Annotated in this window: 13 protein-coding genes; 7 read left to right on the top strand and 6 right to left on the bottom strand. The window is 46.3% G+C overall.

The annotated features are described in order from the left end of the window. Positions 1–75 precede the first annotated feature (75 nt). The 3 genes from alr to ACWA2B_RS01325 all read right to left on the bottom strand — a co-directional run bounded on the left by alr (position 76) and on the right by ACWA2B_RS01325 (position 3,562). On the bottom strand, positions 76–1,272 hold the full coding sequence (gene alr, locus ACWA2B_RS01335) for an alanine racemase (protein WP_039269622.1): 1,197 nt from the start codon (positions 1,270–1,272) through the stop codon (positions 76–78). Positions 1,273–1,541: 269 nt separating this feature from the next. Further along, the gene (locus tag ACWA2B_RS01330; protein WP_449291622.1) at positions 1,542–2,819 is read right to left on the bottom strand and encodes a DUF4367 domain-containing protein; all 1,278 of its coding nucleotides are present in this window, start codon (positions 2,817–2,819) and stop codon (positions 1,542–1,544) included. A 110-nt stretch (positions 2,820–2,929) separates the two neighbouring features. Beyond that, positions 2,930–3,562, bottom strand: a complete 633-nt coding sequence (locus ACWA2B_RS01325; RefSeq protein WP_449291621.1) for a LysE family translocator — start codon at positions 3,560–3,562, stop codon at positions 2,930–2,932. A 234-nt stretch (positions 3,563–3,796) separates the two neighbouring features. Here ACWA2B_RS01325 and ACWA2B_RS01320 point away from each other — a divergent pair, with 234 nt between their 5' ends. From ACWA2B_RS01320 to ACWA2B_RS01310, 3 genes are all read left to right on the top strand, one after another. Beyond that, on the top strand, positions 3,797–4,789 hold the full coding sequence (locus ACWA2B_RS01320) for an ABC transporter substrate-binding protein (RefSeq protein WP_449291620.1): 993 nt from the start codon (positions 3,797–3,799) through the stop codon (positions 4,787–4,789). A 108-nt stretch (positions 4,790–4,897) separates the two neighbouring features. Next, positions 4,898–6,481 carry a helix-turn-helix domain-containing protein gene (locus ACWA2B_RS01315; RefSeq protein WP_449291619.1) on the top strand — a complete coding sequence of 528 codons (1,584 nt, stop codon included), beginning with the start codon at positions 4,898–4,900 and terminating at the stop codon, positions 6,479–6,481. After that, the gene (locus ACWA2B_RS01310) at positions 6,478–6,627 is read left to right on the top strand and encodes a hypothetical protein (protein WP_449291618.1); all 150 of its coding nucleotides are present in this window, start codon (positions 6,478–6,480) and stop codon (positions 6,625–6,627) included. The genes ACWA2B_RS01315 and ACWA2B_RS01310 overlap by 4 nt, the downstream gene beginning before the upstream one ends. A gap of 23 nt (positions 6,628–6,650) precedes the next feature. Here ACWA2B_RS01310 and ACWA2B_RS01305 read toward each other — a convergent pair whose 3' ends face one another. From ACWA2B_RS01305 to ACWA2B_RS01295, 3 genes are all read right to left on the bottom strand, one after another. Next, on the bottom strand, positions 6,651–8,282 hold the full coding sequence (locus ACWA2B_RS01305) for a formate--tetrahydrofolate ligase (protein WP_449291617.1): 1,632 nt from the start codon (positions 8,280–8,282) through the stop codon (positions 6,651–6,653). Between the two features lie 212 nt (positions 8,283–8,494). Continuing rightward, a complete protein-coding gene (locus tag ACWA2B_RS01300; protein ID WP_029516338.1) occupies positions 8,495–8,803 on the bottom strand; it encodes a hypothetical protein in 309 nt (102 codons plus the stop codon). Positions 8,804–8,901: 98 nt separating this feature from the next. Beyond that, positions 8,902–9,405 (bottom strand): DUF6933 domain-containing protein, encoded by a 504-nt coding sequence (locus ACWA2B_RS01295; RefSeq protein ID WP_029516337.1) that lies wholly within the window; start codon positions 9,403–9,405, stop codon positions 8,902–8,904. A gap of 304 nt (positions 9,406–9,709) precedes the next feature. Here ACWA2B_RS01295 and ACWA2B_RS01290 point away from each other — a divergent pair, with 304 nt between their 5' ends. The 4 genes from ACWA2B_RS01290 (at position 9,710) to ACWA2B_RS01275 (ending at position 13,101) form a co-directional block, all read left to right on the top strand. Next, positions 9,710–10,417 (top strand): response regulator transcription factor, encoded by a 708-nt coding sequence (locus tag ACWA2B_RS01290; protein ID WP_029516330.1) that lies wholly within the window; start codon positions 9,710–9,712, stop codon positions 10,415–10,417. Between the two features lies 1 nt (position 10,418). Next, on the top strand, positions 10,419–11,363 hold the full coding sequence (locus ACWA2B_RS01285) for a sensor histidine kinase (protein ID WP_449291616.1): 945 nt from the start codon (positions 10,419–10,421) through the stop codon (positions 11,361–11,363). Between the two features lie 126 nt (positions 11,364–11,489). Then, complete coding sequence (locus tag ACWA2B_RS01280) at positions 11,490–12,413, top strand: ABC transporter ATP-binding protein (RefSeq protein WP_449291615.1); 924 nt, start codon at positions 11,490–11,492, stop codon at positions 12,411–12,413. Then, positions 12,406–13,101 (top strand): ABC transporter permease, encoded by a 696-nt coding sequence (locus ACWA2B_RS01275; RefSeq protein WP_449291614.1) that lies wholly within the window; start codon positions 12,406–12,408, stop codon positions 13,099–13,101. Before ACWA2B_RS01280 ends, ACWA2B_RS01275 begins: the two co-directional genes overlap by 8 nt. Positions 13,102–13,124 lie beyond the last annotated feature (23 nt).

Genomic DNA, 13,124 nt, shown 5'->3' with positions numbered 1-13,124 from the left:
TTTTCTTTCCTTTGTACATATTTCGGGACGTTCTGCGAAAACTCCTGCTTTTATTCGGTAATTTGCGTTATGAAATTAATTCCAGTGGGTTGGAAGAAGCGAGTTCACTCGAATAACAGGAACATGGCCTCGTGTGTATACACGCGGTACCCTGTCTGCGATCATGCAGATCACCTCATAGTGGATCGTACCAAGCTTGGATGCCAGCTCATCCGCCGCGATAGTTTCGCCGGACTGCTGACCGATGAGAACAACCTCTTCGCCGGTTTGGATTTCTTCCGCATCTTCTGCGAAAGATTGTAAGGATACCATACACTGGTCCATGCAAATCGTGCCGAGTACCGGGACGCGGCGACCGCGTATCAATACTTCGATCTTCCCACTCAGCATGCGGGAGTATCCATCCGCATAGCCGATTGGCAGTGTACCGATCCGTTCTTCACTGGAAGTCACATACCGGGTGCCATAGCTAACTCCCCAGCCGGGAGGAAGCGTCTTGGTATAAACCACCGCCGTCTTCAATGACAATACAGGCAGCAGTTCAATGGCTTGCCGGTTAACCTCATCAGACGGATACAGACCGTATATACTGATACCAATCCGCACCATATTGGGGGAAAGAGAAGGGGTATCAATGGTAGCGGCGCTATTAGCCGTATGTATAATGGGAATGGTGATACCTTGTTCCCTTAGCGCTTCCGCCACGCCCCGAAACCGATCATATTGTAGCAGTGTATAGCTTTTGTCTTCTTCATCCGCGCGGGCAAAATGGGTGTACATGCCTTCCAGCAGCACCTGCTCTAATTCGTGAGCCTGCCGGACAAAAGCCATAGCCTCTTCTCCAGGCAGCAAACCCAGTCTTCCCATGCCGCTGTCTATTTTGATGTGCACCTTCAGCTTGCGTTCATTTCCTTGGCAGTCCAGTCTGCGGATACCCTCCAGCACTTCTTCACTGAACACAGTCAATGAGATATCATGCTCCCAAGCCGTTTGTACAGCTTCCGGTGGGGTATAGCCGAGTACAAGAATCGGTAGCTGAACCCCCGCATGACGAAGCTCCAACGCTTCATCCAGAAAAGCGACGCTCAAATAATCCGCACCAAGGCGTTCCAATTCCTTTGAAATTTCCACGGCACCGTGTCCGTAGGCATTCGCCTTGACACAGACCAGTATCAGCTTATCCGCTGGCAATGCCTTGCGAAAAGCTTCATAGTTGGCGCCAAGGTGATCCAGGTTGATTTCGGCCCGGGTCGATCTGTATTGTGCTTGCAAATCCAGTCACCTTCTTCAATTGTTAGCCTGTAACATAACCTTTTACCATTCGGAGTGTGGCAAAAGTGCTTGCTTCCAAAGGTTAATGGTAATGTTCAAAAACGTGGCTGTCAATGGCAGGGGGGCTTTACCAGCCTCCTCTACCATCTCTACAATAGAACAGGATATACAAGCGATGCACATCTTAGACTGCGAATGAACAAAAGACGGATACGGGCGGCAGCAGAGCATTTTTACACTCTAGACCGTCTGCATCCGTCTATAAAATTTTATTTACCCGATTGATCCTGTATAGAAGCGGCAATTTGTATCATTTCGCTCACAGGCAGGTCAGCACTGGTGATTCTGAACTCGATTCCGTCATTCATCCAGGTCATCGTCTGCTGTTCGCTTCCGGTTAGCACGGCGAAGCTTCCTCCTATATCAACCAGTTCGCCTGCGGCCAGTGCGACCGCCCGATCTTTTGGACGTGCCTCCACAATGGTATAATTATATGTTCCACTATACCGTAGCATCACGGCATGTGTACCATTATCCTCCAGCTCCGGCGTATCCTTGATCTGTACTCCGGCTGGCGTGTAGGACGGTTCGATCAAGCCGAACTCACCCATCACAGCTTCTGCCGCATCTGTTCCCGCTGACGTTCCGTTTGCAGCATCCGATGTGCCCGGGGTTTGTTGCTGCCTCTCTGCGTTGGCTGCTTTGTCCGGTTTGGACGTATCGTTTGTGGCAGTACCGTCCACCTTGGCTTGCCCTGACGGTTGCTGGACTGCATCCCCTGCGGTCCCCTGCTCTTGTCCGGGTTCGCCAGTCGTCACGCCAGTCGTCCCATCCATCGCACCGGAAGGATCAAGCTGACTGCTGGGATCTACTGCTCCGGAAGATGGCGCCCCTGCGCTACCTGTACTCGTCTTACCTGAAGCCATATTCCGCTCCATATCAAAAGAGTCCTTGTCAAACTTCGTATCAAAAGCAAATTGATCGAATTTCAGATCAACAACTACCTTGGCATTCGCATCAGACACCTGTACCTGAGTGGGTGCATAGTCATTTTTGGACAGCCATATCTTTTGTCTCACCAGCGCATGGCTGTTGTAATTCGCTGCCACATCAAACACATAGGATTTATCGTCGGTAGCCAACTGACGGGAGGCATCGCCGATAATGCTGCGAACCAACGTTTCATATAAATATACTTGACCCTGATTGTTTGGCCAGTCGCTTTTGAAACGGAAGCTTTTGTTCAGGCTGGGTGTTAGCACAAATACACCCTCATCATTACGAAGCACAATTTGCGTAACATCCTTTTTCTCGTTCGTCATGGCAATTCGGTAATAGGACGGCTTGCGGTAGGAAATATCCACCTTGTATTCCTGCGGCGTGTCGCCGGTATGCAGCGTCATCAAAGCTGTACCGTGGTAGCTGTTCAGGTCGCTCACCACGTCACTCAAATCTTTAACCACATCGTCCGCGCTCTTCTTGCCGCACCCGGCCAGCAGCAGCGTTACACACATGACCATGGCGAGCATCCATGAAATCCGGCGCATGTCATCAACCCCTTCAGCACATGTTTTAAATGAATTAGTACATGTCTATGAAGGACTTGTTCGATTTATGCAGACTGGCATGACAAGCTTGAACGTATCCTTGCGTAATGCTATAAAATCTTTTGGAGAGTGATCATAAATTCATACAGAAAATAAATCGAAAAACCGATCAAAACCACGCCTGCACCGATTGTAACCCACTTGATGGCGGTTCGATTCATGGCTTTTCGTGTTGTGGCTACGAGGGTCATCAAGCCTAAATCATGGATAAGAATTCCAAACAAAATACCTAAGCCAACAATCAAGAAGTGACTTGTATTTGACCGTTCAAATGAACTTGCCAGCACAGTTCCAAAAACACTCACCCAGAACACTAAATTTCCTGGTGAAACAGCTACAAGCAGCCCATTTTTATAGGAAGAAAATAATGATTTCGTCTTTTTCTCTCCTTCTAGCGCAATATCATGATCCGCATTTTTAATACTGTCGTACCCCACGTAGCACAAAAAAAGGGCTCCAACGAACCACATAATCACTTGTACAACAGGTAATGACAAGACTGAGGCTAGACCAAAATACAAGCCAGTGATCAATAACAAATCGATGGTCATCCCCCCAAGGCCCACAATCCAACCATGCATGAATCCATTCTTTAGCCCTTGCTTCGTCATTTCAACCGTAATTGTACCTACAGGTAGTGCTATAGAGAAACCTAGTAAAACATATGTAATAAACAATGCCATTTCAAAACCCCTTTCAAATGTATAAAAATGATATTCTATACCATAAAAAATGACAAATCAATAAAATTTGAAGAATGAAATGAGCTAAGAACACCTGAGACTTATTTTGTACAAAATCGGATTCATTGACCAAGTTTGTCCATTGAGTATTGAGGGTTCAGCGCTTATCATAGCTTTTGTGATAATAATTCTCATTTGCAAAATTCTGAATCATTCTATTATACGGAGGTTGCTATGACCAACAAGAACTCGACAATCAACAAAAAATCCACTCGACAATACACTGCTCTCATCTGCCTATTCTTTCTTATGGGGGCATTGCTGCTGGGATGCGGCGCGTCTGACAATCAGAGTGCAAGCAGCAACACAACAGCATCTACAAAAACATCGGAAGCTGCCACAACTCGTGAATACACAGACTATAAGGGACATACAGTGAATATTCCCACGACTCCTCGGCGCATTGCTTACTTTGGAGAAAACTATGGGGATTTATTGGTTTTAGGCGTACAAGCTGTAGGTACATCGACTTCTATGATTGAAGGCAAGGTTTACGAAAAGCAGGTTCAGAACGTGGCCGACCTGGGGTTCCCGATTAATTTGGAAAAAGCCTTGGAACTACAGCCCGACCTGATCATTACCGCCGATACAGATGAAAAACAATACGCAGCGTTAACAAAAATTGCACCTACAATTATGTTCGATACCTTTGCTCCGTTAAACGAACGTTTGCTGCATCTCGGAGACATTGTGAACAAGAAAAAGGCTGCTGAAGATTGGCTTGCCCAATATAAAATAAAGGAAGCGGAGATGTGGACCAAACTTCACGCAGAAGGTGTTAAGGCGGGGGAAACAGCTTCAGTCTTTACCTACTATCCAGGTGACCGTTTATTCGCAATGGGACGGACCGGACTATCACAGATACTGTATGAAAAGAATGGTTTCAAACCTACCCCTCCTATCCAGAAAGCACTGGATGAAGACAAAGGATTTGTACAAATATCTCAGGAAGTGATCGGACAATACGCTGGAGATCGGATTTTTATACTAAGAACACCAGGTTCAGAAGCCGAACAATCCACCGAACAGTTAATGAAAAGCAAGCTGTGGCTCCAGCTTCCTGCTGTCAAACAGGGGCGAGTGTACATTCAGGATATTGGCAAAACCGAAAGTGATGCTTCCACTCGAGAATGGCTGCTGGAGGAATTGCCCAAGCTCATCAAATAAAATTGGAGAAACTTATCAACACTTGTTGATAGGCTTCTTTTTTGTTGAACCTAAAGGAGGTATACTTATATATGCATGATAACCATTCTCAATAAAAGGAGCAATACCGTGAACCAGTCTCCGTCGTCCATATATCCTCCCCCGTTCAGCTCATTGCTTTTTCATTTTAAAGAAATTGCGTTAGTTGGTGAGCCTACCGATGAATTATTATCACGTCCCAATTCATATCACTGTCTGCTTATGTTCATCTGTGGGACAGGGAGGGTGGACATTGGCCCAGAGCAGTATCTATTCCATACAGGTCATAGGTATTGGCTAGCTCCAGGTGAATCCTATCAAATCGCTCCCCTGAATGGAACTGTACCCGGATACTACAAAATCACGTTTGAGGTCATCGCTTTGCCGTCGGAACCACAAGCCGACATGGCCTTGGCTGAACACGCAGCGCGAATGCCATCCATATATCATGGAGCTGTCCTGCCGGGACCGCGTGAATATATCGTCTCCTCTTCTTCCTCCAAGCTTATTCAGTTGATTGAAAAGCTATTTCATAGTACCCAACAAACGGTACAGCCGCATAACCAAACATCCGTATTACGGCAGCAAATCCTGTTTCAAGAGTTGCTCTTGCTGTGGCAGGAAGACCTCACCCCTATTGATCAAAATAATACCTCTAATCCGGCATTGCCAGCATCGGTAGAAGGCACTCTCTCCTATATGGAAAACAACTATGAAAAGCCCATTACCGTCAAGCAGCTTGCCGAGCAGGCGAACGTTTCCATTTGGCAATACTCACAAATGTTTCGTAAAATTACAGGCAAAAAGCCGCTGCATTACCTCACTGAGCTGCGCTTGAATCATGCCAAGCGGCTGCTGCTGGATTGCAAACGGCCTTTACGTGAAATTGCCCGTCAGGTTGGTTTCTCTGACGAATATTATTTTAATCGACGGTTTAGGCAAATGACCGGGATTCCCCCTGGCAAGTACGCACTTTCTGTCTCCGGTTCTGTGCGCGTCAAGGATTGGACGGGTCACCATATTCATATTCCGCGCCGAGCAAGCCGCATCATCTATCATGGAGAAACGATGGGCGATCTATTGGCATTAGGGGCCAAAGCCATCGGCGGAAGTCTGCAACTCAGTGAATACAGTGTCTATAAACATCGTCTTGTGAATGTTGCCGATGTGGGCCTTCCACTGGATGCCCGCTTGACCAGCGCTCTTGATCCTGATCTAATTATCATCGCCAATTCGGATGAACAGGAATATGAGCGCATTGCCAGCATCGCCCCCACCGTCACCTTCAACTCCTTCGCCACGCTGGAGGAACGGATGCGTACACTTGGCGTCTGGCTCGGTAAGGAGCGCGAGGCCGAGCGCTGGTTGTCTACCTTCACAGCTCGTAATCTGGCAATGTGGCAGCAGCTCGGTACGCAAATCACAGCTGGAGAAACGGCCTCCGTCTTCATCTTCGATCATGGTGATCGGCTCTTTGTCATGGGTATGTCCGGATTCTCTTCGTCCCTCTACCACCCCCAGGGCTTTCAGCCCGTTGAACCGATCCAAAGGGTGCTCGACGAGGGACACGGCTTCGCGGAAATAGATCCAAGCGAATTGCCTGATTACGCCGGGGACCGCATTTTTATGCTTGTCCCGACAGCCCAGAATCCAAACGTACGCTGGAACGCATGATCAGCAGCCCTCTCTGGCGCAGCCTCCATGCTGTACGTCAAGGTCGGGTATATTTCGTAGAAGCTGAACGCTGGAACTGGAGCGATGCCATAACCCGACAAAAGCTGCTTACTGCACTGCCCAAACTGCTTGGCACTTCATCCTGAGAAGCTGCCATTTTCTAAAGATACTACATTAGACCTTGAATGCTTCCATCTGCCTCCAGCGACATATGCTCAGCTGCTGGCGATTTGGGCAATCCTGGCATCGTCATAGTATTGCCTGTTTCCACGACCACAAAGCCTGCCCCTGCAGACAAAGCAACGCTGGACACGTGAATGGTAAAGCCTTCCGGTGCACCTAGCAGAGAAGGTTGATCTGAGAAAGAATACGGCGTTTTGGCCATGCATACAGGCAGTTGTCCAAAACCAAGCTGCTCCATACCGGCCAACACCCGTTTGGCCGCAGGAGTGTAAGCTACCTCTGCCGCACCGTAAATCTCCTTCGCAATAACACTAATTTTCGCTTGCAAATCAAGGGTATGCTCATACAATGGTGCAAAATGGGCCTTGTCCTCCTGGAGCAGGTTGAGCAGGCTTTGGGCCAGCTTTTCTCCCCCTTGGCTTCCCTGTGCCCACACCTGTGACAACTCTACGGGTACTCCCAGCTTGCGGCATTCCGAGAAAATCAGTTCCAGCTCGGCTTCGCTATCTGTTACAAAATGGTTGACCGCTACCAGTACTGGCACGCCAAACTTTTGCAAATTCCGTACATGCCGATTCATGTTGGCTAATCCAAGTTGCAATTGCTCCAGATTTTCTGCGTCCAGCTCATTTTTAGCTACACCGCCGTTATATTTCAGCGCTTTGACGGTTACGACCAACAGAGCCGCATCTGGCTGCAAACCGGATTGACGGCACTTGATGTCAAAAAACTTTTCTGCCCCCAGCTCAGCCCCGAACCCAGCCTCCGTGACAACCACCTCTCCCAGCTTCAGGGCTAGCTTCGTACCGATCAAACTACTGCATCCATGCGCAATATTCGCAAAAGGTCCGCCGTGCACAATAACTGGAGTTCCCTCCAACGTCTGCACCAGATTGGGTTTCAATGCTTCCCGAAGCAGCACAGCCATACCTTCCACCGCATGTAGTTCCTCAGCTGTTACCGTTTCGCCATCTTCGTTATAACCAATCACCATCCGACCCAATCGCACTTTAAGATCGTCCATATCTTCACTTAAACATAATACGGCCATCACTTCTGAAGCCGAGGTAATCAGAAAACCACTTTCTCTCACTGCTCCATTACCTGACCCCAATCCGGTTACAATGTTTCGTAAACTCCGGTCGTTCATATCGACAGCGCGTTTCCACACAATCCGCTCGGGTTTCAACCGCAAAGCATTTCCATGAAATAAGTGGTTATCGATCATCGCTGCCAGCAAATTATGCGCTGCCGAAATCGCGTGAATATCACCTGTAAAATGGAGGTTAATGTCTTCTGCTGGAACAATCTGGGCTTGTCCTCCCCCAGTTGCTCCTCCTTTCATGCCGAAGCAAGGGCCAAGGGACGGCTCACGTAACGCAGCAACGGTTTTATGCCCCAGCGCATTCAGCGCCTGCGACAGTCCAATGGTGGTCAGCGTTTTGCCTTCTCCCGCTGGCGTGGGGTTCATCGCCGTAACCAGCACCAGCTTTCCATTCGGACGATCCTTTAACTGCTCCCACAGGGACGGGTTCAGCTTTGCTTTATATTTTCCATACGTCTCTAGATGTTCTTCTTCAATTCCTGCTTCTTTGGCTATATCAATAATCCTCTTCATCTTTCGTTATGTACCCCCCGTTTTATAAGTCTGACCGATGGTGTCAAACCCTGTATCGTTTTATTTTACCAAAGTGTGCCGCTTATTGCGCTATGATTCATTTCATCGCAAGCGTTGCTATCATGTGAGTTATAAAAAAAGAGCCTCCCCCGCCCGTATGGACTTTGGTGGATGCCCTTTTGATACGTCTCGTTTAACAAACAGCTCTCAAATTAACCTGCAAAGTTAGCAGCGTAATTTTCAGCAATAAATCCCTTAGAAATCAGGATAGATTGGGATTTCTTAGTAGCAGGGCCATAGCCTTGGGACAGCAGATCATTAATATGTAAGCGATTATAAATGAAGCAAAATACAAAATTGGACGCCCCACTCGTAAGGATCGATACCAGAAAAATAATAACAGCCCACTTCCAATCCCCTCTAAACAACGCAGGGAAAAAACCGAAAAAGAGCGTAGTCCATGAAAAACCTACTTTGCGTTCCTTGATCATTCCAGTTTTATTTCTTAATTTAATCTTCATTTACCCCTTACCTCTCTTTATATAGTCTTTTAGAACTATATTAGATTATATAGGACAGAGGGAATAAATGGAACTCATTTCGTAAAATCATAAATTTCTCAAATCCGCTCTAGTTTATAATGCTTTTCCAGCACTTCTTTAAAAACATCAACAGGGTACTTGTATTCAACAGTTTTGAAAACAATCCGGTTATTCCACTGGTTTTTTTCCAGCTCGCACCCATGCTCCATATCCAGTTCCTTCATAATAAATATAATCTCATCTAAGGTTACCAACACACTATGTCTATTCGTCGTAGTTGCCAGCATCTGCTCGCCTTCCTGTGTGTATGCCTTCACGATCTGCTCATCAAACCCTTCGCTGATCATTAATTCCTTCAAGGCTTGTATAAAAAGAGTCGGCAAGTTTTTGTACTGCGATTTTTTAATCCCAAACAGCGTGATGCTTAAGCGGGATATATCATGCATAAACACTATATTTTTTCTTCGATTCAGTAAAAATAAGCTGGCATGCCAACTATTTAAAGGCGGATAAATATCAACTTGAAGTGGTTCAGTCTCCCATTCCTTCAGCAGTTTTTGTGTTCCTCGTATGACAAACATCGTTGCTCTCCTTTATTGACGCTCCTGTACCGCAGCGTGATTCGACATACCTAATCTCTCATAATAAGGCATGCCCCGGATATTATAACACTGTATTTCAAACATCGGATTATAAACTCTTTCAGTATAATAGAGGAAAGATATATTGCCAGACACAGCTGATTACGTAACTCCTTGGGACGATCCAGGGAGTTTTCATTTTTTCTTTGGATATTTTTTATGGAAATCCCCTCCACTGCTCTATATAATTCAGGTACAGTTCGTCACACGAGCTTAATCTAAAAATTAGGGGTGTTCCACACCTATGCCACAGCATATTTTACTTATTGAAGACGATCTATCCATTGCCGAAATGCTACTTAAAGCACTCACTAAGGAAGGATACAGCCTAACCACTGCCTATGACGGGGAAGAGGGGCTTCTTGCCTTTGAACGTCATACCTATGATCTGGTACTGGTGGATTTGATGATGCCGAAGGTGGACGGTATGGAGGTGATTCGACGAATTCGTACCCATAGCGCCGTCCCGATTCTGATTATGTCAGCCAAGGACAGCGACGTGGATAAAGCGCTTGGACTGGGCTTTGGGGCAGACGATTATATTGCCAAACCTTTTTCAATGCTGGAAATGACCGCTCGTATTCAGTCCGCGATCCGCAGATCTACTACATATGCCCGTCAGCAACAGCAGGAGGAACAGCCGCAAGCACAAGTTTTGACCTACGGCAGTCTGTGCATTGATTTTGATCATTTTACAGTCATACGCAATGAAAACGAAATTCAGCTAACAGCCAAAGAATCCGATATTTTGAAGCTGTTTGTAGCCAATCCAAACCGGGTATTTACAAAAGCACAATTATACGGATTTATTTGGAAGGACGATTATATGGGCGACGAGAACGTGATTAACGTCCATATTCGCCGCCTGCGTGAGAAAATTGAAGAAGATCCCTCTCATCCTGTCCACATTAAAACGCTATGGGGCATTGGCTACAAATGGGAGAATGGCTGATATGAACATCGAAAACATTTCTGAATGGATTGTCGGTCTCATCATGTCAGTCGTTATAGTATGGCTTTGGCGGGAGCGTATGGCCAATAAGCGCAAAATAAGGGATATCCGAGCCCTACTAGAGCGAATAGTGACGGTGAATCATGCGGAAAAGCTGCTATATGTCACAGGTGACGTTGAACTGCAACGACTCATGACGGAAATTAATCGACTGCTGGACTTGAATCTCAGAGTGTCAGCAGATTACAACCGTAGCCAAATCGCCATGCGCAAAATGATTTCAAACATTTCCCACGATCTCAAGACCCCGCTTACGGTTGTGCTTGGATATGCCGAGATGCTGGATGGCGATCCGACTATTTTGCCGGAAGAACGTATAAAGCTGCTATCTAAAATTCATCAAAAGACAAGCGAAGCGATTGAGTTGATCGGAAGCTTTTTTAATTTGGCGAAACTGGAAGCTAATGATACGGATATTCCGTTGACACGACTGGAAGTGGGAGAACTGTGCAGACGCAGCATTTTGGAGTTTTACGACCTGCTGACTGCACAGGGGTTTACTGTGCATATTGAGATCCCGGAGCACCCCATTCATGCCTTGGGAAACGAAGGAGCCATTGGGCGGGTGCTGAACAATCTGATCTCGAATGCCATTCGCTACGGGGCAGATGGACGGACGTTGGGTCTGACTCTATCGGAACAGCAGGATACGGTGCGTATAGAGGTATGGGATCGTGGGAAAGGGATACAGGAATCTGAGCAAGATAAAGTTTTTGAACGTATGTACACACTGGAGGACTCTCGCAATAAGGCGGTACAAGGCAGCGGACTGGGCCTTACGATTGCCAAACGTCTGGTTGAAACGATGAATGGAGAAATTCAATTGACTAGCAGACCTTATGAGCGAACGGTCTTCTCTTTTACATTGAAGAAAATTAACTATTAATCGAACTCAGCATTTTTATAATTCGATTTGTGCTCAACTTAATAAATTTGTAAGAATCACGAAAGAAAAATGAACATTTCGCCCTTTATCCTTGAATTATCAGCAGTATACGAAGGGAGAACATCCATGAATTACGTAATACGTACACATCAGTTGACAAAAGCCCTGAAGGGCAAAGAGATTGTAGCAGGAGTTAGCATGAATGTGCGCAAGGGAGAAACCTACGGCTTTCTCGGTCCTAACGGGGCGGGCAAGACGACGATAATGAAAATGATTACGAATTTACTCAAGCCGACATCGGGTGAAATTGAATTATTCGGTGAGAAAGTAACGCCAAAGTCGTATCATCTGCTCGGACGGATGGGTTCGATTATTGAATACCCGATTTTTTATGATAGGCTGACGGCACAGCAAAATCTCGAACTTCATTGTGAATACATGGGCTACTATAATAAGCAGGCTGTTCTGGATGCCTTGGAATTAGTGAATTTGCGAAATGCGGATGACAAGCCGGTAAAGGATTTTTCGCTGGGTATGAAACAGCGTCTCGGGATTGCCCGCGCTATTGCAACTAAGCCAGAGCTACTCATTTTGGATGAACCGATTAATGGATTGGACCCGGTGGGAATCAAGGAAATCCGCCAGTTATTTCACATGCTATGCAAGGAATATGGGATGACTCTGCTCGTGTCCAGCCATATTTTAGCGGAAATAGAGCAGATTGCGGATACGGTAGGCGTGATTAATCACGGAAGGCTGATTGAGGAAGTGTCGATGGAACAGGTGCGGGAAACCAATACGGAATATATCGAATTTACGACCAACGATTGTAAAAAAGCGACCTACGTCCTCTCCCATCATCTGAATCTGAATAATATAAGGGTACTCAATGAACAGAGTATACGTATTTACGATTCAAATGTGCCGCAGAAACAAATTACGAAAACCCTCATTTTAAATGATATAGAGGTGGATTCCATACATCAGAAAAGCAGTACGCTGGAAGACTACTTTTTGCGCCTGTTAAACGGAGGTGATCTTCATGCTTAAATTGATGCAACTGGAGCTGAAAAAATTTCATCTGGCGGGTTATATCCGTTCGGCACTAATCGCCAATGCATGCATTCTTGGGCTGCTCTGCATCATTGCGCTGGACAGCCAAAGTGAAGGAATACCCGAATTTACACAGTACACTCAGCTTCTCGATCTCATGGACATTATGGTTCGGGGCACATTTATTGTGTTTGCCTCCGTTCTCCTGTGCCGCTTTATCGTCGGGGAATTTAAGTCCAAATCGATTACGATCCTATTTATATATCCGATTCACCGTCAAAAGCTGATGATCGCCAAGCTCTTGGTTGTGCTGCTGTTTACCTTCTTGTCCATTATTATATCGGAAATAATCATTACGGCTGCTATTCATCTGCTCAATCAGTTTTTCTTGATTGTACCGGATAACCTTACTCTTTCGATACTGGGTCAACAATCAGCACGGACGCTGATCAATGCCGTTGCTGCCAGTTTTATGGGGCTGATTCCGCTGTATATGGGGATGCGAAGATACTCTGTACCCACCACCATTGTGACCTCAATTCTGATTGTAGCATTGCTTTTCTCCAATAATAACGGCGCTACACTCAGCTCCATTGCCCCCGTGCAAATCGGCTTCTCTATACTGGGAATGCTTGTGGCTTATGCTGCGATTCGACGTATTGAGTATAAGGATATTGCTTCGTAGTATGTAACTTAGTAAAACGCTTT

It is taken from the genome of Paenibacillus sp. CMM36 (assembly GCF_053570945.1).
The sequence above is the reverse complement of the archived record's forward strand: the minus strand, read 5'-3'. Positions and strand labels throughout refer to the sequence as shown.